This window comes from Segetibacter sp. (genome assembly GCF_025963695.1).
GTDB lineage: Bacteria > Bacteroidota > Bacteroidia > Chitinophagales > Chitinophagaceae > Segetibacter.
Map to the genome: position 1 here is coordinate 106121 of NZ_JAOQAH010000031.1, position 22883 is coordinate 129003.

Below are 22883 nucleotides of genomic sequence, written 5' to 3' on the forward strand. Positions count from 1 at the left end.
TCTCCTTAGTGGCCAACCTCACCTTGTATCAAGGGAATTTTGGTCATATCGAGAAAGTTATTTTGAAACTCGTGAACGTATATCGGGTGGGCTATGTGCCGCTTGTCTTCACGATACCACATTTCAAAGTTCGAAAAATTCCCCGGCTCATGCACCAGCGTTCTAAATGCCCCTCTTGTGTACTTAATTGATCCATCGTCATTCGCCTGCTTCTGAAAACCCAGTTTAAACAAATAAGACTCGTCAAGTAAAATAGGGTTAATATGCTTTGGATCATACCAAAAATTCTGGTCTTCTGCAGTTGTAATTTCCGCCTTTCCATCATGGCGGTCCACGTTTGTCACTTCACCTTCCTTCCATTGTCCGTCATATTCAGCCATTACAAGATCACCTTCTTTTAGTTCACTGATTTTTAGCATAAGCTGTCGTTTTTTAGTTTATTAATTTTCTTATTATTTGTAGTTGTCTAAGAAAGCTTTTTTTGATAATACTCGAAATCATTGTTGGCCCACCCGTATTGCCACTATTGTGCATTGTTGCGTCGCACTCTTGTACGTCATTTCAATAGGCAACAATAGAGCAATTGTCAAACAAAAAATATTATACCATACAATTGCATTATGGCTGGAAAATTTAAGTATCTAAATTACTGAAATTGCGAAAAGGATAAATTTTTAAATCTAATAAAATAAGTATTGAAAAAAATCGGGCTGATATCTGACACACATCACTACCTTGATGAGGCCGTTTTCAAACACTTTGATCAGTGCGATGAAATTTGGCATGGGGGAGACTTCGGGTCCGTTGAAGTAGCGGAGGGCCTAGAGAAGTTTAAACCTTTACGAGGCGTATTTGGAAATATCGACGGACAAGTTATAAGGAGCAAATTTCCTGAGGTACTAAAGTTTACATGCGAAGATGTAAAAATATTAATGATACACATTGGCGGCTACCCGGGAAGATATAGTGCACTGGCAAAAACTGAACTGATAGCCAGCCATCCCAAAATTTTCATTTCGGGTCATTCACATATTTTGAAGATTATGTACGATGAGAAGTTTCAGTGCCTGCATATAAACCCGGGTGCAGCAGGAAAACAAGGCTGGCATAAAGTTAGGACGCTGGTACGCTTTGTAATAGACGGAACAGACATTAAAAATTGCGAAGTGATTGAGTTAGGGAAAAGATAAAGGCAAGTTGCTGTGGCAGCTTGCCAGCTCCCAGTTAGTAGGGCACTCAACCATACAGTAATTACATTTTCCAACATTTTTAAAACTCGAAAAATGAAAACGACAGGAAACACTATATTAATTACCGGAGGAACATCTGGTATCGGGTTGGCATTTGCCGAAGAATTTTTAAGCTTAGGAAATACAGTAATTATTTGTGGTCGCCGTAAAGAACGGCTAGCCGAAATAGCGCAAAAGCATAAAGAAATTGTTACGCAAGTATGTGACGTAGCCGAAGCAAGTGACAGGGAAAATCTGGCAAGTTGGGTAATCAGTAATTATCCTAATGTAAATGTGCTAATTAATAATGCAGGGCTACAATTATTAACAGACTTAACAAAGCCTGTGGACTTAAACAGGGTAAATAGCGAAATTAACACCAACGTTACAGCGCCTATTCACCTGACGTCTCTATTTGCGCAACATTTTTCTGCTAAAAAAGAAGCTGCCATTATAAATATTTCCTCCGGGTTAGCTTTTGTACCAATTGCCTTTATGCCTGTCTACTGCGCCACAAAAGCAGCTATTCATTCCATTACCTTATCACTTCGGCACCAATTAAAAAACACAGCTGTGAAAGTGTTTGAAATAGCACCTCCGGCTGTAGATACAGAATTAGGATCAGACAGACGGGCAGATAAAACACAGTCACACGGAGGAATGCCGGTGGCAGATTTTCTTGCAGAAGCAATGGATGCTATAAAAACAGATAAATTAATGGCCCCCATAGCAATGGCTAAAAATTCGTATGAAAACAGGGAAGCGATGTTTGATTTCATGAACAGAAATTGAGAACAAAAAAATTTCTTATAGCCGTCGCTGCCCGCTTTACCTTATCGTTTCTTCATTCATTGCAGAGCATTGTGGCGCCTTAGAATTTTGGATATTAAGAATACTGCATGTTCGGCTTTGTATACAGAAAGCAGCCTTAGACGCTTGTCACATATTAACTTTCACTATGGCTTTAGTTTTGCAGTTTAAATTCTTCAGTAACTATTAAACGTAACATATGGACAACTACAAAAACCTTGAAGAAGCAAATAAAGAAATTGAAAGATCAAAGGTGATCCTTCACGAGACGGAAGAGTTTAAAGATAAAAAAGAAGATAGTGACCTCAACGAAAATGAAAAAGTTGAAAATGAGGAAACAGAAGAAGGTTCAGGAATTTTTACTACAGACGGAAAAGAATTACCTAAAATTGAGGGAGGGTATGATATAATAGAGCCAGGAGGTAGCTTAGGAGATGATGACTTTGTTTCGGTTTAAGTTTTATGCAAAACAAGCATTTAAAAATAGAACTATAAAAGAGAATAAAGAGACAGAAAAGGAATAAAAGGGTTATTTGCCTGTTGTAAAAAGATGTGTATACAATATAAGCATGATTTTAGAATCCGTCTGAACTAGCTTGACCCTGTAGCAAATTATTCAACATCAAATGATCCATCATTGTCTTTTTGTCTGCCACTTTAAACTGCCTTATTTTACTCAAGGGTTTCATTGCTAAAGTATACCATCTTGGAGAAATTCCATTAGATAACCATGCTAAATAATCTTCTTTGTGTGCTTTAAGTCGATTACCTAAAGATTTGTTGCTTTGACCTCCTGTTCTCATTTGTACCAACACCTTAGGAATGTATTGCACTTTAATGTTTTCCACTAACATCAAACGTAACAATAATTCGTAATCCGATGAACTCTTGAACTTGAGATTGAATAAACCATACTTTTCATAAACCTCTTTTTTAATGAATACAGTAGGATGCGGGGGCATCCAGCCTTTATAAAAAAGACTTTTGTCGTAACTGCCTGCTATCCATTTACGTACAACTTTATTTGTCTGTTTATTATCGATGAATTCAAGGTCTCCGTATACTGCGTCGCAGCCAGAACTTTCAAATGCTTTAACCACTTTTTCAACAACTTGGCTATCAGAATAGAAATCATCTGAGTTTAATATGCCAATAATATCTCCGCCTGCTATCGAAACTCCTTTATTCATTGCATGATAGATCCCATTATCTGCTTCAGATAATTTAGGACCCTGGTGACCATATAGATCAAGAAGATTAATTGTTTTATCGGTAGAAGCGCCGTCAATAATAATATGTTCAATGTCTTTATGTGTCTGTTGTTTTACAGAAGAAATAGTGTCTTTAATAGTACGTTCACTATTGTAAGTAGCGGTAATTATCGAGACTTTCATAAATTTGAAATATTATACTTTTTTTAAAATTTATCCTAGTTATTGAAAATTGAAAACGTGTTTCTTCATCGTTATCAACGCTTTCCGCTGCCTCCAGTCTATCAATCTTTTTAGTAACCTTTTGATTATTATGTATGTAAACGCAGAAAGAGATAAAATATTTTCCCAAATAAGGAATTAAGTAATAATTCGCATTTTAATTTTCTCTGCAGGCATTCCCTGATATATTGTATAAGCATCGAGATTTTTAGTAGCAACAGACGAAACGCCAAGCACAGCATGAGTTTTACAAATAACATTAGGGCAAACTATAGACTTGGCCCCAATCCACACTCCATCTTCAAGGATGATAGTACCGATCAGTAAATCGAAAAAAGATTTATTGTAATTATGGTTACCTGTTAATAAAAGTGCTCCCTGTGAAATGCAAACGTTGTTTCCTATTGTCACTAAGCCCAAATTGTCTATCCAAACTTTTTCTCCTATCCAAACGTCGCTGCCAACGTGCAAGAACCAGGGATATTTTATGTTTACTGAGGGTTTTATAAGCACCCTTTTTCCAACTCTAGCGCCAAACAGGCGGAGTATTGAACACTTTAAACCGTTGAAAATTGCAAAGCCATTGTTGAAGAAAAGCACGCTTACTACTAACCATAAATTTCTCTTCCATTTTGGTCCGGGCTTATACCAGCTATTATCATATTGCGACAAATTCACTGCCTTGTCCTGCAGAATTAATCCTTTCATATTTTTTTTGCACACTTATATACCAGCCTATGAGTATAGCTATACAAACATAAGAAGCCACATTGAAAGTTTGGTGATGATCCAGGGAAGTAATGGGTTGCCAGTTCAAATGGTTAGCGACGGCTATTAAAGCTATGCGTGTAATATTAAGTAGAAAAACTGCCACAAGTCCAAACGTCATCCACTTCAGCTTGTACTGTAAAGCTCCTTTATTTGCAAATACAAATGCAACCCAAAAACTCATCACAGCCCAACCAAGGCAAGAAGGATTGACAGTAACACCTTTTGAATATCCAATTCGTAAAGATTGGTAGTTATTTTGAAAGATATCAAAACCAGCGGCCTCTAATAAAAATTTAGCAGAACATGTAAGAAAACTTGTAAGGCTTGTAACCAAATTAAAATGACTTTCAAAATATGGAAAGTAAATTTGCCCCCCGGGAGCAATCACTCCACGATAAAACGGGAAAAAAAAATAGAGTGTAAAAAAGGTAAATAAGAACTTTAATAAAAAAAAGTAAGCCGGATTTTTATTTAAAATACTTTTTATAAAGTTCATATTTTTATAATAATATCTTTCCTCTCTCAAAAGTAATTATATTAATAGCACTGTGTATTAAATTATTTTAATTCACTTTTTAAACAATATTTACTATTATAATACATAGCGCCTACTGTAATAGCGGTTTAGCATCAGGCTCCCTTTGCTACCAGATGAAAACTTTAAAATACAGAACGTCCTATCCAATATAAAATTGCATGGGGGAACTACATATAAGTCGTTTTTCTGAAGGGTATCAGGTTTTGGGTAAAATAAAAAAAGCCCGTTTTAGGGCTTATAATTTTAGAGCAGTGAATGATATAATCAGGTTCTTTCTTGCTAAAAGAGCTGCTTATACCTTTGCCCGGTTTCCAAATTATTATAATAGTTCTTTGCCAAAACGTGGGCACCGGAGCAAAAAATATTATATTCTTCCTGGGTCATTTTTAAAAAAACTGTCATCTTATCAATGCAATCATCGGTGCTGTTTAAATCTACATTTGCCCCTGCATGTTTTTCATAGAGACTTTGCCAGGGAGTGAAGTGGCTTGTAATTACAGGTCTTCCAACGCTTAGGCTTTCAAATAGCGCATGTCCGAAATTTTCTCCCTTTGTAAATAAAATGAAAGCGTGGTAGTTCTCAATCAGGCGTTGAACTTTTGCTGGTTCAACAACCCCTTTATATTGCACTTTGCCAGTCATTTGTTTTATTAATTCTTCACACTTTTGCCAGTATGCAAAATCTACAACCGGGCCATAAATGTCTAGTGAAATCTTATCGTCTATTTCATTTATCGCTTGAAGCAACAACAGTAATTTTTTGTGCTCATTAATTAAAGACAAATAAACAAGCCTCAATTCGCCTGCTACCTTAAATATGGGCAAAAATTGGGCAACTGGCTTTTTGGGAATGTTGTCTGCAACAGAAACTCCTTGATTAATTGGGAAGTGGCTAGTTATGTCAACAAGTTCTGCAGCAGATGTAGCATGCCAATGCACACGATTAGGCAACCGGGAAAATCTTAAATAACTAATGTAAATTTTCTTTTTAAACGCTTTTCCTGACAGTGCACCTTTCTTTAGCATCCCCCGGGGACAAACCACTACCTTGATATCGCTTTTAAATGCTTTTAGTGCTAATAGCGGCAACATGAAATACCTATAGGAAAAAATACCATTTAGATAAACTACAGAAGGGCTTACTTCCCTTATCAGACTGCCAACTTTCTGTTTGTTTAAAGTCTTTTTCGAAGCGTAGAAAACAGTAATAGGTACAGCGTTTTCGTTCAGCTGTACGGTGTTCCAGCTATTTACATTAATGTTATCGTAAGGTGTTTCTGAATTTAAATCGCAGGCACCGGTTATAACATAAATATCAAAATCAGGAGTTAATGCTACGGCAAGATTGGTTAAAGATTGTATAGGCCCTCCGGCCTTGAAACCGGGATAAAACCAATCATAAAAAATTAGCATTTTTTTTCTGCTAATCATATAAGAATTGCCATTGATGCATTAATGATACAAACTTGATTTGAAGCGTTACAATTTGACGTACAAATGTGCGACGCAACGATGCCTCAAAGAAGACCGAATGGTGGGCACATAGAAAAACGTAACTTAATTTCTGCAATGAAAAAATACTTAAAGATTGAATTTTAGTAACTGATAAATTTTTCCATTCGAGGAAAAAGTGTGTATTTAAGAACCAGGAAAACAATAAAACTAGTAAACAGACGGCCAAACATAAAAGTTCCGTCCATTTCGAAAAAGCTAAACTGAACAAAAAAGGCAATGACAATGGAATAATTAACTACTATGTTACCCGTGGCCTTTAGGAGGAAAAAACGGTAAATCTTAGCGAAAATAAAAGCTATTATTGCAAGGGCTACAAACATACCCGGAACTCCGAAATCAACATAACAATCAGCAAAATATCCCAGGCTGAAAGAAACACCTCTTGATGCGCCGGAAAAGTGAATACCTGTGTATTTACTAGCTTTTACCGAATGATCTAATGACCCTTTATTAGGATTTAATATTCGGGGAACAGTAACAAACTCAACAGTTTGCCGCCACACTGCCCCTTGTTGAAATGGAATATTAGCAGGAACCATATCGATACTTTTCGCTAGATGATAGACATACTGGAGACGGTAAAAAAACGAACCTATACCTTCATTAATAGATTCTTTATTTACTGATGATACTAAATTTGATAATTTATCGAATGCCTTTTCCTGCGAAACATTTACCACCTGCTGGCCGCTGCCTTCATTTAAAAATCCACGGTAATCGCCTTTTACAACTGTCCATATTACAGCCATGAAAAACAATGAAACACCTAGTACTGTTGCTTTAAAGCTTACATTGAAATTGATTTTTGAAATGAAGGTCATAAAAATAATAGCGGTATAAAAGAACACATCTTTAAACGATGAGAAGAAGCTTAGAAGTCCACCAACAAAATCCAATGCAAAAGCAATGAGAAAAAAAATTCGGTATTGCTTATTCTTAAAACTTAAGTAGCCCAACAAGACAAAGCCTGCCCATTTCAATAATGCAATATTTATAAATACCTGAGTTAATCCACCAAACCCAAATGCAGCCCTACTTAACACACCCGACATAAAGTACAAAGCCAAGTACAGGTAAAGCACCTTTTGAGGATTAATTTTATTCAATGCTTCTTCAAAAACCGCTATTGAAATCTGAAGGTTTTTGTAAGCTACCTGCGAAAAAATAATTGACATTACAACAAGGCCGGTTAAAGAATAAAAGAATGCTGACCCGGAAGATTTGGTAAGAAAACTCATATCTCCTTTCCAGGAGCTATTTATAAAGAAGATATAGGTGATAATTTGCAGCCAATGATAGAACATCATAAATGTAAAAACATTAGGTAAGTATAGTCTCCAGGTAAGAACAATTATTAATAAGAGTACTGCGTATCCTGCAATTACGTAAAGACTGTTAGGCATTGCTAAAGACAATGCTGATACAAGTACCATTAATCCACCTAAACCACTAATGTCTATTTTATTCATCCGGCAATTGTATGCTTAAAGACGCTTTTTATTTGATCAACCGTTTTCGAGTAGTTCCATTCTTTAATTGTTTCCCCTGAACAAATTCCGAATTCCTTGTAATTATACAGAATTTCGTTCATCCTACTTTTCAGGCTTTCTGTGTTGCTATTTTTAAAAACATATCCATTCTTACCATTTTCAATTAGGTCAACACTTCCTCCGCATTTATCACTTGCAATCACTGCTCTACCACATGCCATTGCCTCATTCAAAGCTAACCCCCATGTTTCTCCAGGCCCCCTCGATGGTAAAACAAACACATCTCCTAATCTATAAACAACTGGCATTCTACTCTGATTTTGAAAATCAATGAACTTAACGTTGGAAAAAGACTTGTACTTTTCTTTCAGCTCCTTTTCTAATTCTCCGTTACCCACTAATATTAACCACGTTGAAGAAGCTTTTAGCCTAAGAAATGAATTTATTAATAACTCGGGATCCTTTTTCTTTATGAGTTTAGCGGCAAACAAAAAAATAAGGTCCTTCTCAGGAATCCCCAACCGGAGACGCCATTTTTTTGCGTCCTGGCAAAAACCATATTCATTTGTTGTAAACCTGCTATTATCTATGGCATGAGGTGCAAACAATAGCTGTTTTGAATTAAAACCAACAGACTCAAAATATTTTTTGTTTGCAGAACCAACATACAAAGCAAAATCAACATGACTATATACCCATCTTAGGAATAATCGTCTTACTAATTTTTTTACTGAATATCGGGAGGATTCATCTAACAAAGTAGAGTCGCCCCTGAATAATACCGGTATCTTTTTATGGAAGTGTCTTATTGCTTTTAAATGACTTGAAAAAGCCCAGCCATATACGAGCATTGCATCTGCTTTCCAATCTTCAATCGCTGAATTTAAAGTAGGATTTATGACGCCTTTGAAATGATGAGAACCGGGAGTAGCTGAAACATTATCAACAAACTTATAGTCATAACCATCTAACAAAGGAATATCCCACGCAACCGACAAACCAAAGTCTTTATCAAACACTTTTTGCTTTGACTGGCTCCAGGTATAAAATACTTTAATAGTAAAACAGCTCTCCTCATTAAGCAATTTGAAAAGAGGGGCATTATATTGTATTGGGTGAGTAGTAACTATTGCCAGTCGTTTTTTCGACTTCATGTTAAGTCGGCTATTTATACTATGAATTCCGGTTTTCCCGGTTTAAACAATTTCCCCTTTATAAAATAGAAAGTCAAAATAAAAAAATTATCAAAAGAAGACAGTTGTTTATAATAAGCATAAAAAGCTGCGATCTTCCCTTTCAATAAAGTTTTTATCATAAGCGTATAGTAAAAAACAAACTTGTGTTTTCGAAGCATCGATAAACCTCTCTTCTTAATTGGGTCACTTACATAACTTAGGAGGTATCGATAAATCTGCAAATCTTCACGCACGTGATTTATCAATAAGCTTTCGTTGCGGCTTAACTGCCCGGTATGATCTCTTAATTGGATCAAACTATCTCTAATGAATCCTGTACTGTAATATTTAGCCAGTCTCACCCACATATCAAAATCAGCAGATATTTTCATATCCTCCTTAAACAATCCAATCTTATCTAAGGCCGTTGAATTGAGACAAACATTTGCAATATTACCAGCTATCGATCCGGTAAAAAAAGCAATCAGCGCATGCAAATCAGTAGATATTATCTCAGGCGTTTTATCCTCATCATTTCTTCTGATAATTTCACCTTTTCTATCAATGATGTCACGGCCACTATAACTAAATCCGATTTCAGGATATTTTTGATGAAACTCAATTACTGTTTCCAGGCAGTTCTTATACATGATGTCGTCTTGCGACCAGAGCTTAATGAGTCGACTCTTTGACTTTTTTATTAAAAAGTTTAAGTTGAAAAAAAGGCCGCTGTTTTTATCATTCTTAAAAACGCTGACCCTAGGGTCACCAATAGAATTAATATAATTCCAGCTTCCATCGGTAGAACAATCGTCAAGAATTAAAAACTCGAAATCATCGACGCTTTGTTCAAGCACGCTTTGTACGGATAGCATAAGATATTCTCCCCCGTTGTATACAGGTAATATAACACTAATAGGTGTTGAAAGCTCGCTCGTTGATGTAGCCATTCCGTAAATCAAGTTCGTTTACCAAGCTGTTAATAAAACCTGCATCCCACACCTTTATTTCAAAGGAGAAGTACATTAAAGTGTTGCTGTAGCTATGTCCAGTAGCTTTACTAACGATCCCGTCACATTATAAGCTGAATATTTTTCAAATTCAGCTTGTTTTATTTTTTCGAAATCATATTGAGCCAAGAAACACTTGTATTGATGAAAGCTATCGGCAAAATTTTCAGCTATTGTATCTAGTCCTTCTTCACCGTCAAAATCTAAAACAATGCCTGCACCAGATGCACTTATAACCTGGCATGCCGTGCTGCTTTTATGAAGCACCGCCCATATCGGCTTTTTTGATAAAACTCCCTGGTATACTTTTGACGGAGTATAATGAGGCTCGGTACTGCCCAGGATAAAAACTCCTTTTGCAGCATTTAAATGAACCAGCACATCCAGGTAAGGAATTCGTGCAGGATATTCAAACACTACATTGTGCCACAATCCATACTTCTCTGCTATTGACTTTATATTGTAACCTGTCGCGTTATTTGGGGAAGTGCCAGTACCAATAAAATGGATTTCAACATCCTTAAAATTATCAACATTAGCGATCATTGCATTGAATATGTTCTCTAACGGTTTAAACGCTTTTGGCAACATTGCACCTGCGTAAACTAACTGAATCTTGTCAGCCTTTGTTTCAAAAAGATAAGGTTTCAAACCCATTCCTTGTACCTTGCTATGATCCATATTCTCTCCGCCATAAGGCATTGCAGCAAACAAACGATTTTTTGCTAGCCCTGGGTTTCTTTCCTGAACACCTTTATAATATCCTTCTGCAACACCTGTTATTAAAGACGCTTTCTTAATGGCGATCGGTTCTAAAATTTTAGCTATCTGCGTACTAAACCAGTGCCTCGAGAAGGCTTTACCAGATCCCGGAAAATAGTGCACCCATGGATCGATATAGTCTACTCCATATTTAATTTCTGTAGTAGTATGTAGCCAACGTCCTAATAGCGCAACATAAAAAGAAGGAATTGGAATATATAAAAAATCTATTTTTTCTTCTTTAATTAATTTTTTTGCCTTCTTATATAATTGAAAAAAAGCCCTCAATCCTATATCTCCTATTAATCTTGGTTTGGTTGTTTTAAATGCCTTTACTTTTTCAATTCTCAAATCTTCCGGTAGAAGCTTTTGCAGGTTCCAATCTAATTTTTCTTCATAATATTTTTCATCCACAGTAAGAATAACAGGCTTCCAACCAAAAGAAGGGAGGTGTTGAGCAAACAAACGGGAACGGTGAACTGCCGCAAGATTCGACGGCGGAAAGTGAGGGGAGATGATGAGGATGGTTTTCAATATTGATGTAGCAGAACTTTAAGTTAGAACCTAACTGAACTTAATCCCATCTTTTTGCGGCGATTAAAGAAGATGTTTTTTTGATAAAAAGAAAATCACTTTGAAACAAAGCTCTGTCAAACGGCCTTCGCATTAGCTGCGTGATATCGTACAGCTGAAAACCATTGCTATTCATGTAGTTCATTACTTCTAAAACAAGGTGAGTATTACCCAAATTAATCATCGTTACTTCCAGTAAACAAAACTCAACATTTGCTAAGCACTTCTTTCCACCGTTTAAAATTTCCATCTCAAATCCTTGCACATCTAGCTTTAGAAAATCAGGATACTTCAGCGCTTTCCTTTTTATTATTTCGTCTAATGACTCACTGATAACTTCTTTTGTATTTTGGCCTGCAATTTCAGTTACATGACTAGCCGTTTCATTTTCATAAAAATGTATTCTTTTTCCATCCTGAGCGGATAGCAACGCAATATGAAAAGATAGTTTTTGGTTCTGCTTACACACGTTTTCAAGCTTATCTTTTTTGTTGCTTTGCCCTTCTAACATTAAAACTTCAGCCTTCGGAAAGACCTCTGTAAAAGATAATGCCCATTCACCTTCATAAGCCCCCACGTCAAGGGCGAACTTCGGCTCGTAGCCCAATCTTTTAATATTATTTAAAGTCCAGTGCAGGGATGGAACTCCAAGATGATCTTTGACGTCACGCTTAAAGGTATGGGGAATGATGCTTTTAAGAATAGCAGGAATCATAATAACATTTTAGGCCACTTATTTCTATTGTTGAATTGCAAACGCATTCATGATTTAAAATAGCGATGATACCTGACGCAGCAACTTCTTAGACTCGTTTTCCCAGTTTAATTCTTTAAGCGCGAGTGCAAAAGAACTTTCCTTACAATTGTTTAAAAAACTTCTATCCTTAAATAAGAAGTCTATCTTTTGCGCCAGGTCTTTTATATCCTCGTTCTTGTATAAAAGCCCTACCTGTTTATACGAATAGAGAAACTCTTTTTGAGCGTCTGTATCAGAAGCCAAGATGCAATCGCCGGCAAGCAAATAAGTAAATATTTTGTTGGTAAGGCAAATATTTCTGTTTAAAGGAGTAGCTTTTTCAGTAGCCAGCCCAACATCAAAACGTGCTGCAAAAGCAGGAAGGTCATTAGGTTGAATGATACCAGGAAGATGAATTCGTTCCTTAATTTTTCCAGCAGCTTCATCAATAAACCTTGCAAAACCTTCATCCACTCTTCCTGCAAGTGTTAGGTGTATTGCCGGATTATTTAATTGCGCTAATGCAGCAACCACTGCTTCCAGTCCCCTGTTTCTACCTACGGTTTGGCTAAACCAAAAGAGTTGTAAGGTTTCATCTGTTTTATATTCAATTTCTTTTTTTGAGATGTGAGATAAAGGAAAACAATTTAGAAGCGAAAAGACAGGGCCCCTAAACGTTGGGAAATTATGTTTAACTCTTGCGGTAATTAAAGGACTGGATGTACTTATGTAGTTGCAATCAGGAAGGTATTTTTCTTCCAGGTAAACTATCCTCTTTTTTAAAGCATTTCTTTCAGCATCATTTTCCTCCCTGTGGTAATCTTCGAAATCAAAACCTGACGCGGCTTTATTATGCTCAGCAGCCTTAGCTGCAACAGATAAAGCGCCCAAATTATGACCCACATATAAGCTTGCTTTTATTGATTTAGCAACTTGTAGTAATTCGTCGTAACACCTTGCCTGTGATCTTTCTGCAATTAAAAGGTTGTTATGTCCCTTTTTGTTCACAGCACTATTTAACTTGAATCTGGCCTTAGTGAAGTAATAAAGCGCTTTATTTTTTGTCGGACTTCCACCTACTAACTGGTGGCTCCACGAAACATTTTTCAGCAATTTCTTATCCGCTTCGCTTGCCCATCTTATCCAAAAGCAATACAAGACAATCACCTTGTACCCTGCTGTGTGTAGAGCATCGGCTTCTTTAACTACTCTGGGATTTACGGATGGCTGTCCTGTTGTAATAAGCACAACAGTTTTCAATTATCAAATAAATTTAAATACTCACCCGCAATTACTTTTACATCAAACCTTTTTTCAGCTTGTTCCCTGCATTTTCTTCTGTTGATGATATCAACTCTTTGCACTGCCTTTTTCATATCTTCTATCGAATTGACCTTGTATCCTGAAATACCTTCATCCACTACTTCAGAAACAGATCCCCTGTTAAAAGCAATAACTGGTGTTCCGCATGCCATTGATTCGATCATTACAATCCCAAACGGTTCATTCCACTCAATGGTGAAAAGCAAGGCTTTACTTTGGCCCAGGTATTCATTTTTCTGCGCATCGTTCACTTGCCCTATATAAACTATTTGCTTACTATCGATATGAGGTGCTATCTCCTGCCTGAAATATTCCTGCTCGTCTTTCAGAGGAGAAATGTTACCGGCAATAATTAACTGATTATTGGTGGCCTTTGCAACAGCTATGGCAGTATGACAACCTTTTACTCTTTCAATTCTTCCTAAAAAAATCAATGGAGCATCCTCTCTTACGGTATCCTTTAGTTGGTACTTACTAAAATCAATCGCATTATAAACTGTCCTCCATTTGCCCGCAACACTACCTCTTGAAACAAGGTTATCACTGCATCCGGTAAATGTTATATTTCTATTAGGAAGCTTGTTTATGTATTGAATGTTCCTGTTACTAATCTCCCTGCCATAGGTCATGATCTTTCTCACCGTATTGTTTAGTACCGGTAATAAGTAGACAAGCCTTCCGAAGTTGTGTATAAAATCAAACTTATTTCGATGTTTTAATAAAAAAAGCCATGCTGATGGTATAGCCTTTAAGGCATCAGATTTTTTAGGAGGAAACCCTTCTTTGCCAAAGGCATGCATGGTACAACCATTAATATAAGAGCCGGAAGTCACAAGGAGATGTACCTCATGCCCCAGTCTGCAATATTCGCCGGCAAATAAAGCCACCAATCGTTCATGCCCTCCATAGCCTTTAGGAGGAACAAGAATGCCGGGATCCATAATAATCAAGATCTTCATTTAACAGGAGCCGGCACCTGGCTTTTAGCTTCAAAAACAGATGCGTAAACCTTTAATGCTTCTTCGGCAACCTCGTTAAATAAACGGGGAGTTTTAATATTGGCGGCAAGTTGAGGCAACAAAGAAACATTTGAAACCACTTCATTTAATATTTTTTTTAAAGACTGAACATCTCCTGCTTTAAACAGCAATCCATCTACCCTATCGGTCACCTGTTCTGCAATGCCTTTTGCATCTGAACCTATCACAGGTATCCCTGCAGCGAAAGCCTCCTGAACAACTAAGCCAACCATTTCCTGTACTATTGTCGGAAACACCAGCACGTCATATTGTTGAAGTGTCTTAACCACATTCGCTGGTTGAACTATTCCCTTCCAATTGACCGTGCCATTGATCTCTTGAATCATTTTACCACACTCAGCATAATAATCCTCTTCCGTAACCTGCCCGTAAATATCTAATGACCAACTACTGGTTTGAATGTTTTTTAGGGACTCTAATAAAGTATGCAAACCTTTTATTCTGCTAACTCTTCCCACGTAAACAAGCTTTATTACCTCATTTACCTTCCTCTCTTTGAATTGTTTTTTATGATAAACCACTTCACCTGGTAATGCTTTTGACAACAAAACCATTTTATCTTTCGGAAGCTTATTAGCTAAAAGAAGTTCTTTAAACCATTTACTCAACACGAACACCTTTTCACTTTCAGAGAAAATATACTTTAATATTTCCAGGTGGTTCTGTGTGTATAAAGGGTAAGACAGTGCTCCGGAAAATTTTGCTGGCAGTACTGAGGGTTTAATATTATTGTTTTGTAACCATTGTCCAATTGAAGAAAGCACTTCAGCAGAACCATAGCCAAACCCTTTTTTGTACAGCGTGCAAACAGCGCATTTATAAGTCTCTACAACTCCGTTACAGTATTTGTTGTCTTTAAATTTCAGCATTCCAGTCTGGCAAGCGTATCCAATTAAATGCAAAGTCATGAAAACAGGAATGCCTAATTCTTTTGTTCTTCTTATATGCTCTATTGTTATCCCGTTACTTCCGGTTAATTCATGGAAATGAACGATGTCAGGTTTTTCGGATAACAGCAGCTTTTTAAAAAAGCCCAAACCAGCAGGTGTCCTTCTTCCTGTTTGTAACTCCTTATCTATTGTAGCAGACTCAGGATATTCTACTACCCTTATGTTTTGGTAATAATATTGATTAAAATCACTGATAGCTACTGACGGCTTAATGATAAGAACATCAATATTAAGTTTGATTAACTCATGGCACAGGGCTGCCGCATACACTTCAGTACCACCAGTTACTTCCGGAAGAAAATATTTCAATACAAAAGCAATTTTCAAACTAATTCAGCAGGACTTTTATAAAAGGTAATTGGATCTCTAGTGATTGCAATTAAACGTTATCAGCTATTTTTCAAGCACTCTTTTGATTTATTTTAATATTTAACAAAGCCATCAAGTAATATATGAGTGACTTAATGTTCTTATTGAAGTGTAGATTTATTTTGAGAAGCCTCCTGTCTATTATTCCAAATCGGTACATCCCAATAGTGTAAGTAAATAAATGCTTTGCTATTACTTTGTCAAACTCTTTTGAAATGTGTGCGTGTTTCAACAACGCTTTTATTGATGAAGCATACACTTTTACCAAAGAGGAACTTTTTCTCATCATGGACTCTGAATGGATTCTATATTGCGAGTAAAAGCCTTCCATAAAACCGACAGGATGAGTTTTTGCAATTCTAAGCCACAAATCCCAATCTTCATTAAATAAAGTTTCATCATAACCTCCTGCTGAGTCTAAAATGCTTTTCCTAATTAAAACGGAAGGGTTTGGTATAAAGTCTTCAATTAATAATTGGTGAAAAACAGACCCAGACGGCCCCATTTTATTGACAACAGTAGAAAAATTTTGCTTAGCAAAATAGTCTTCTGACAACAAATTTCCTTTCTCATCAATAAGCATTGTGTTTGAATAAACCAGTGCAATGTTAGGATGAGCAAGTAGGAAATTAACTTGTTTTGCTATTTTACCAGGCAGGATAATATCATCAGAATCAAGCTTACTAAAGAAGATACCTTTAGCTACCTTTTCCAACTCTTTACAAGAATATGCCAGTCCTCGATTAGCCGGATTAACTATTTGAACAACATTAGCAAAACGATTACGATAAACGTCTAACCAATTATCGACAATTGCCTGGCTGTTGTCAGGAGAACAATCATTTATTAGCAATAATTCAATGTTTTCATAAGTTTGATTTTTAATACTTTCCAAAGTATCAAAAATGTAGTTCTGCGAGTTGTAATAAGGAACCCCGATAGAAACCAATGGCCGATCAATAAAACTCATTTTGCCTTTTGAACCGTCTTTTTTATAAAAGATTCTTTAATAAAAAAAACCTCTCAAAAAATTTAGATATGAATAATTGGTACTGCGCATTACCGAAGTGACATCTTTAATGCTTTTTGTTTTAAGTAAAAATCTCATCAGGTTAATTGAATGCCTTTTTTGTAGTTTTCTTTTTAAAAAAGACACCTCTTGATTAGCCAAAGGCAAGTTGCTATTATTAAAAAGTTCTTTACTGTACAAAAAATTATGCACAAGGTAGCTGGTAGAGTTGTTTATTTCTTGTCCATCATGTTCGCGATAATAAAAGAACTGATAGGGCAAAAAAACAATGTCCCCTAACATCGCCATCTGTATATTAAAATAGTTGTCTGATGCCACTTTAAACCTGGTATCAAATCCATTATTTAGTTCAAAATATTTTCGTCGGATTATGCTTCCGGTAGGTCCGATGCCCAAAGACGGCTCCCTGAAAAAATGATCTTTAATAACTTGTTTCGATGATACTGCAACAGATTCACCTAACTCCATTTTCTTAAATGTAACCAGGCCAAGCGATGCATTGGGAAACTTTTCCATTTCTGTAACGCAGTATTCTAATCCATCTTCAAAAATTTTATCGTCCGAGTCCAGGTACTTAAGATATTTGCCTTTTGCATAACCCGCGGCTTTATTTCTGTTTGGATAATCGCCGAGGTTTTTCTCATTTACATAAACCTTTATTCTGTCATCCTTCTTCTCGAATTCTTTGGCTATTGAAACAGTACGATCAACTGAACCATCATCAACAATGATCAACTCCCAGTTATCGTAAGTTGAACTAAGAACACTTTCTATTGCTTCAGCAATAAAACTTTCACGGTTGTATGCAGTCATTAATACACTTACCAAGGGTTTTTCAAAAAGCTGACTTACCATTCTTATTGCCTAAAAGGCTTTCGAGATTCTTATTTATTTCAACTCCTATTTCCTTCCAATCATATTTCAATTTCACCAGTTCTAATGCCTCTCTTCTAAGAAAATTGTACTTTCTATTATTGTTAAAAAGAGATACAACCTGCTTTGCAAATTCACTTGCATTATCAGCTATTAGCATGTGTTTTTCTTTTGTAAAATCAATTCCTTCAGCTCCAATTGCTGTTGAAACTACCGGAGTACCCATGCTCATCGCCTCCAAAATCTTAAGCCTTGTTCCACTTCCCGTTTTTAAAGGCACAATAGAAACAGCCGCTTTTTTGTAGTAAGGCACTACGGTGTCAACCTCCCCAATTAAATTTACAGATGGATCATTTTTAAAAAAATCATACTTCTGCGGCTGAGTTAAACTGCCTACAACAGTTAAAGAAACAGCAGGAAGAACGCTTTTAACAGAAGGAAATACTTCATCATAAAACCATTTCAAAGCTTCTATGTTAGGAAAATAATCAAGGCTCCCACAAAAGATCAATTCCTGGTTTAAGTATTTTTCCTCGTTGCTATCAAACGGCCTTGATGCAGTATTTACTCCATTCGGTATAACAGCTCCTTTTATCCTGTTTTTGTTTAAAGTGGTCAGCATGGTATTGTCTTGTGTGCTACAGCAAAAAAAAGCATCTACTTTTTTATACAAAAACCGTTCGGTAACAAGCGCCTTTCGTGCATACTTTAAAAGCACTTTCTTGTTTTCATTGATTGCCTGCTTCATCCACAAATCGGAATCACAATTATGAGCATCATACAAATGAATAGATGAAGGACTTTGCCTTTTGACGATTGGCTGTAAAAGACCCAGAACTTCGAGATTTTCATAATATACAACATCAAAATTCTTTTGATTAAGTGTATGTTTTAAAGTGGAATAAATCTCGAGAAGAAAACTATTTGTTTCTGAAAATAAAGAGCGTTTTAAAAACCGGTAATTTATTGCATCACCTACACGGTTGGAAGCACGATTAAAAATCGAGGTAAATTTTTTGTATTGAAAAATATTAATGACTTCGACATTAGCAGGAAATTCTACTTCTGTTTCCTTTTCAAAGTCCCCGATAGGTTGAACAGTTAAAACAGAAACTTCATGTTGCCTTGCCATTTCTCTCAGTATATAAAAGCATCTTAAAGCCCCGCCACTCGTTGGAGGATAAAACTTATAAGGAATTATGGTTAATATCCTAGCCATTAATTGAAGCGCCTTTGTTCGATTCTTTGCAGAACATCTTTCACTTCTCTAACATTGCCGTAATAGAAATGCGGGTAATGCTGTATGAAGGAATTGAACACTTTAAAAGGAGTTTCACTCAAAACATAATCTTTTTTAGTTTGAATGATTTTGTTTTTTAAATCTTCCCTTGAGTTATAAACAGTAAAAATTTCAGGCAAATTACTTTCTGAATGCACTTGCGGATTAGCATCTAATCGCCAGCTCATAGGCCATGCTGAACTTGCTGTAAAAATTTGTACGCCACAAGCAAGGCACTCAGCTATTGGAAGGCCAAAAGCTTCAAAGGTTTGAATAAAGAAAATACAAGCGTTGTGGTAGACTTTCCTTATCTCAGTTAAAGAATAGGAACCTTCTAAAACAACTACTTCGATTCCAAGCTCTGAAAGAACGCTTAGCTGCTCCTCTCTGTATTTCTCGAAACCAGGCTGAACAAAATCAACCAAGGCAATAAATTTATTTTTAGCAATAGGTTTTAACCCCGAAAAAGATAGATCCAAACCAATACAACTCCAACCTTTTCCTGGTGTTCCTCGAATTTCTGTCGTTGCAGAAACGGCAAGGTGCCAGTCATATCGCTCGATCAAAGGTTCATTTGCCTGCTGTAATTTCTTAATCTGACTAGGTGCGTTACCAAGGTAATAGACTTCATAAAACAACACAGGAACCTTAAGTATTTTCTTTAGCTTCTCTACATTATAAAGCCTCTTCCAAAAGCCGTTCGGACAACATTCGCTTATTACAACTGCATCAAACCTTTTCAGATCTCTGATTAATCTTTTGTCCTTAAAATAGTTGACTATTTTTTTCCGTAGCCAAAAGTGAAACTTACTTACTCTCCCTGTTTCGCTGTAAGAGTTTAGGCGCCCTAAAACTTCTATATCATAAAACACTTTTGCCTCTGATCCAGCTTCTGCTACCTGGTGTTTTAATGCTTCAGCTAATATTCTTGGGCTTCTAAAATCCGGCCTTGTAAGTATTGCAACCTTTATGCTCACTTGATTATTGCTTTTGAACGAGGCACGCAAAAAATATCGTATTGATCCTCATCAAGCCTTGTTTTGTCATCGATCTCTTTCAACCCCTCATTAGCTAAATAAATCTTGTAATCATATCTTCTGAAAAAATCTATCACAAACTTCCCGGAAGAACCCAACTGCCTCAAATACTTATCAGATAACTCCATAATAAAAAAGGGATGATCTCTCTTTATTAAATCAACCATCCCTTCCAATGCCATTGCTTCTGCTCCTTCAATATCCATTTTTATTAGATGAATAGTACTGAGCGCAGGTAAGATGGAGTCAAGGGTAATAGTATCTACGTCTATTTGCAGGCTATTTTCTTCTATTTCCCTAAATGATGAACGACCGCTGTTTCTAACCTCATCTGACGGTATTCTGAAAACTTCAACACCCACTTTATTAAATGCTGCTTTTTGGACAACATCAATGTTTCTGAGGCCATTTAGCTCAATATTCCTCCTAAGCTTTTTGCAGGTTAGGGGCGAAGGTTCAAACGAATAAACTTTACCGATTGGACCAATCAGTTTTGCAGCTATAAGAGAAAAATAACCAATATTAGCACCTATGTCAATCACGTTGTTGGTTGGCGACAGGTAGGTTAGAAATAACGAGACGACATGCGGTTCAAAGTCTGCTCCTGTGTACAACCACCGGTCCACGTAATCACTTGTTCGCAGTTCCATAAGCCCTGCGTGCTTTATTTTTATTTTAACGGTTCCAATTGTGTTTATCGTTTCAAGGTTCTTGTTTAAATATTGCTTTAAATAATACCTGGTTCTAATTACGAGAAACTGAAATAGCTTATTTGTAGAATTACCATAACGAAGACTTCGGTTGATATAGCTGGCTAAAGAAATGAATTTCTTTTTCAAATCGTCAGTTCTCCTCATCTGATCAGTGATCTTTTTATTCCTTTAAGCACGGTAAGTGCTCCTACTACTCTTTTCCCTATTCGATAACTCGTGCTATCCCGGTAAACTTTTTCTATTTCATTTTTAAGACGTATTTGTTCAACCAATGCTTCTTCGCAAGCCTCTAGTTCAAGACTTATTAAATCTTCTTTTTTTTCAGCAAGAACATCTATGTTCTCATAAACATCTTTATAAATTATTTTAGAAAGTAATTGCCATGAGTAAGCATACTTTGCATTTTTACCACCAAGTTGGTTTTGGGTAAATGAACCTTCTCTTATCGAATAGTTGTAAAGCACTTTATTAATTGTTACTCCCTCGAATTCTTTCAGTATTCGATAGATCCAATGAATGTCTTCAGCAACACGACCCGCGAAATACGGATGATATCCTCTTGTTTTCCTAAGCACTTCAGCAGTAATCATCATCGATGGGCAGTTAGTTGCGTCAAAGTCTTTATTCTCCTTTCTACCGAATTTCAAGAACTCATCCTTTAATTCACTACTGGTAAGAGCTATTCGTTTGGGGGTAGAAGTAGTTTTTCCTACAAAGCGGTAGTTGGTAAAACAGATCCCAATCTTTGAACTTTTTAAAAACTCATTCACCTGCTCTTCGATACGATCAGATTCAGACCAGTCATCGGCGTCCTGAAAAGTAATTAGATCTCCTTTCACCTGCCCTAAAACAATGTTTACAGCTCCTATTTTTTTCGTGTTTTTTTCAAAATCAATTACTCGAATCCTTTTGTCAACTAATGTTTTTATTTGTGTCAAAGTATCATCTGTTGACCCGTCATTAATAACTAAAACCTCAAGGTTCTGGTATGTTTGATGTAACATTGAGTTTATTGCTTTCAAGACATAATTAGAAACATTGTAACACGGAATAATTACGGTAACCAGAGGCTTTCTGTTCATTTCAAAATTGCTTTAACCAACAACTTAATAAACCCTTTAACTACAAAAAAATTAAGTGTGAAGCTTTTTACTAATTGCTTTAAACCCCAATATGCGTCTTCTAAATTATCTTGTTGAAACTGCAGATTAATATATTTTCTAACGAAATAAGACCTTAATTTCTTCGTCGTTATAACCTCATTATTGATTTGCCAACTCCTGTTTAAAGAATAAAATGTCGAAGTTTTGTAAACATTGGATATCCAGTAATCTCTTATCTTAACAGGCACTTCAATAAAACGTTGCAAATCATTAATTATACTACTCCTTTCAAATAAGAAATTATTTATTAGGCCATTACTAACTGTTTTAGAGTTTTCGTGCAGTCTAAAATAAGCCAAAGGCATATGATGTTTATAGACACTATTTTGTCCATACAACAATAGAAAGCGAACCCACATTTCACCATCCATTATATAATGGATGTCCTCGGGTATTAAGCCCACCTTTTTTATTACTTCGGCCCTAAAGAAAGTAGATGGTTGTGTTACCTGGCAGCATTCGATAGTTTTTTCAAGAGTTTTTTCAAGGAAAGTTCCTTTATCCTCTACAACTGTTCCGTCTACGTGTATATGGTGTTCATAACCCGAGACAACCTGAATGGAAGGATCTTTGATAAAGGCCGCAACGACATTAAAAAAAGTGTTGGGCAAATACCAGTCATCACTATTTAACCAGTTGAAAATCTCCCCTGTGCATTTTTCTATACCCTTATTTATAGCATGACTTTGACCTCTGTCAGGCTCGCTCACCCAATACGTTATATAACTTTCGTACTTCTTGATAATAGACAACGTGTTATCGGTGCTACCTCCATCAATGATGATATATTCAAGATTAGGATAGTTCTGAAAAATTACAGAACGAATAGTTTCTTCAATAAATTTCCCCTGGTTAAAAGATGGAGTTACAATGGAGATTTTTGGCCAGGCGATAGAAGAGTCAAAAGTTTGAATGTCTTTGTCATTTATTGACCAGGGCCAATTTAAATTAGTTTTACAAGGAATATCACTAATCATGCTAAATGTTGACATTTCTTTTATTTAGTAGCACGTAAAGCAATTATTAGCAAACCACCCGATACGAAAATGATTGAACATAAAAGA

The 22883-nt window shown here is 36.2% G+C and carries 23 protein-coding genes; 3 read left to right on the top strand and 20 right to left on the bottom strand.

Annotation, left to right across the window (positions count from 1 at the left end; translation table 11 throughout):
- Positions 1 to 5: 5 nt before the first annotated feature.
- Positions 6 to 419, bottom strand: a complete 414-nt coding sequence (locus JWR87_RS05060; protein WP_297816332.1) for a hypothetical protein — start codon at positions 417 to 419, stop codon at positions 6 to 8.
- 276 nt (positions 420 to 695) lie between these two features.
- On the opposite strand from JWR87_RS05060, the gene JWR87_RS05065 reads away from it, so the two are divergent.
- The 3 genes from JWR87_RS05065 to JWR87_RS05075 all read left to right on the top strand — a co-directional run bounded on the left by JWR87_RS05065 (position 696) and on the right by JWR87_RS05075 (position 2496).
- Complete coding sequence (locus tag JWR87_RS05065; RefSeq protein ID WP_297816335.1) at positions 696 to 1190, top strand: metallophosphoesterase family protein; 495 nt, start codon at positions 696 to 698, stop codon at positions 1188 to 1190.
- A gap of 93 nt (positions 1191 to 1283) precedes the next feature.
- Complete coding sequence (locus JWR87_RS05070; protein WP_297816338.1) at positions 1284 to 2021, top strand: SDR family NAD(P)-dependent oxidoreductase; 738 nt, start codon at positions 1284 to 1286, stop codon at positions 2019 to 2021.
- A gap of 217 nt (positions 2022 to 2238) precedes the next feature.
- Positions 2239 to 2496, top strand: coding sequence for a hypothetical protein (locus JWR87_RS05075; protein WP_297816340.1), 258 nt, complete (start codon positions 2239 to 2241; stop codon positions 2494 to 2496).
- A 118-nt stretch (positions 2497 to 2614) separates the two neighbouring features.
- Here the strand turns inward: JWR87_RS05075 and JWR87_RS05080 are convergent, their stop codons facing one another.
- From JWR87_RS05080 to JWR87_RS05170, 19 genes are all read right to left on the bottom strand, one after another.
- On the bottom strand, positions 2615 to 3433 hold the full coding sequence (locus JWR87_RS05080; protein WP_297816344.1) for a glycosyltransferase family 2 protein: 819 nt from the start codon (positions 3431 to 3433) through the stop codon (positions 2615 to 2617).
- 177 nt (positions 3434 to 3610) lie between these two features.
- Positions 3611 to 4180, bottom strand: coding sequence for a WcaF family extracellular polysaccharide biosynthesis acetyltransferase (locus JWR87_RS05085; protein ID WP_297816347.1), 570 nt, complete (start codon positions 4178 to 4180; stop codon positions 3611 to 3613).
- Entirely contained in the window at positions 4131 to 4739 is a 609-nt protein-coding gene (locus tag JWR87_RS05090; protein WP_297816350.1) for an exosortase/archaeosortase family protein, read from the bottom strand. The genes JWR87_RS05085 and JWR87_RS05090 overlap by 50 nt, the downstream gene beginning before the upstream one ends.
- Positions 4740 to 5060: 321 nt before the next feature.
- Positions 5061 to 6194 (bottom strand): glycosyltransferase, encoded by a 1134-nt coding sequence (locus tag JWR87_RS05095; RefSeq protein ID WP_297816352.1) that lies wholly within the window; start codon positions 6192 to 6194, stop codon positions 5061 to 5063.
- A gap of 182 nt (positions 6195 to 6376) precedes the next feature.
- Entirely contained in the window at positions 6377 to 7765 is a 1389-nt protein-coding gene (locus tag JWR87_RS05100) for a hypothetical protein (protein ID WP_297816355.1), read from the bottom strand.
- Positions 7762 to 8940, bottom strand: coding sequence for a glycosyltransferase family 4 protein (locus tag JWR87_RS05105; protein ID WP_297816358.1), 1179 nt, complete (start codon positions 8938 to 8940; stop codon positions 7762 to 7764). Before JWR87_RS05105 ends, JWR87_RS05100 begins: the two co-directional genes overlap by 4 nt.
- A gap of 14 nt (positions 8941 to 8954) precedes the next feature.
- Entirely contained in the window at positions 8955 to 9911 is a 957-nt protein-coding gene (locus tag JWR87_RS05110; RefSeq protein ID WP_297816362.1) for a glycosyltransferase, read from the bottom strand.
- 75 nt (positions 9912 to 9986) lie between these two features.
- A complete protein-coding gene (locus tag JWR87_RS05115) occupies positions 9987 to 11267 on the bottom strand; it encodes a hypothetical protein (RefSeq protein WP_297816365.1) in 1281 nt (426 codons plus the stop codon).
- 40 nt (positions 11268 to 11307) lie between these two features.
- The gene (locus JWR87_RS05120; RefSeq protein ID WP_297816368.1) at positions 11308 to 12021 is read right to left on the bottom strand and encodes an FkbM family methyltransferase; all 714 of its coding nucleotides are present in this window, start codon (positions 12019 to 12021) and stop codon (positions 11308 to 11310) included.
- 54 nt (positions 12022 to 12075) lie between these two features.
- A complete protein-coding gene (locus JWR87_RS05125; protein WP_297816371.1) occupies positions 12076 to 13302 on the bottom strand; it encodes a glycosyltransferase in 1227 nt (408 codons plus the stop codon).
- Positions 13299 to 14324 (bottom strand): glycosyltransferase family 4 protein, encoded by a 1026-nt coding sequence (locus JWR87_RS05130; protein ID WP_297816374.1) that lies wholly within the window; start codon positions 14322 to 14324, stop codon positions 13299 to 13301. Before JWR87_RS05130 ends, JWR87_RS05125 begins: the two co-directional genes overlap by 4 nt.
- On the bottom strand, positions 14321 to 15682 hold the full coding sequence (locus JWR87_RS05135) for a glycosyltransferase (RefSeq protein ID WP_297816376.1): 1362 nt from the start codon (positions 15680 to 15682) through the stop codon (positions 14321 to 14323). The genes JWR87_RS05130 and JWR87_RS05135 overlap by 4 nt, the downstream gene beginning before the upstream one ends.
- 73 nt (positions 15683 to 15755) lie before the next feature.
- Entirely contained in the window at positions 15756 to 16694 is a 939-nt protein-coding gene (locus JWR87_RS05140) for a glycosyltransferase (RefSeq protein WP_297816381.1), read from the bottom strand.
- Between the two features lie 36 nt (positions 16695 to 16730).
- Complete coding sequence (locus JWR87_RS05145; protein WP_297816384.1) at positions 16731 to 17567, bottom strand: glycosyltransferase family 2 protein; 837 nt, start codon at positions 17565 to 17567, stop codon at positions 16731 to 16733.
- Positions 17568 to 17589: 22 nt separating this feature from the next.
- Complete coding sequence (locus JWR87_RS05150) at positions 17590 to 18846, bottom strand: glycosyltransferase family 4 protein (protein ID WP_297816387.1); 1257 nt, start codon at positions 18844 to 18846, stop codon at positions 17590 to 17592.
- A complete protein-coding gene (locus JWR87_RS05155; protein WP_297816390.1) occupies positions 18846 to 19883 on the bottom strand; it encodes a glycosyltransferase in 1038 nt (345 codons plus the stop codon). The genes JWR87_RS05150 and JWR87_RS05155 overlap by 1 nt, the downstream gene beginning before the upstream one ends.
- A complete protein-coding gene (locus JWR87_RS05160) occupies positions 19880 to 20800 on the bottom strand; it encodes an FkbM family methyltransferase (protein WP_297816393.1) in 921 nt (306 codons plus the stop codon). Before JWR87_RS05160 ends, JWR87_RS05155 begins: the two co-directional genes overlap by 4 nt.
- Positions 20797 to 21738 carry a glycosyltransferase family 2 protein gene (locus tag JWR87_RS05165; RefSeq protein ID WP_297816396.1) on the bottom strand — a complete coding sequence of 314 codons (942 nt, stop codon included), beginning with the start codon at positions 21736 to 21738 and terminating at the stop codon, positions 20797 to 20799. Before JWR87_RS05165 ends, JWR87_RS05160 begins: the two co-directional genes overlap by 4 nt.
- Positions 21735 to 22811 carry a glycosyltransferase family 2 protein gene (locus JWR87_RS05170; protein WP_297816400.1) on the bottom strand — a complete coding sequence of 359 codons (1077 nt, stop codon included), beginning with the start codon at positions 22809 to 22811 and terminating at the stop codon, positions 21735 to 21737. Before JWR87_RS05170 ends, JWR87_RS05165 begins: the two co-directional genes overlap by 4 nt.
- Positions 22812 to 22883 lie beyond the last annotated feature (72 nt).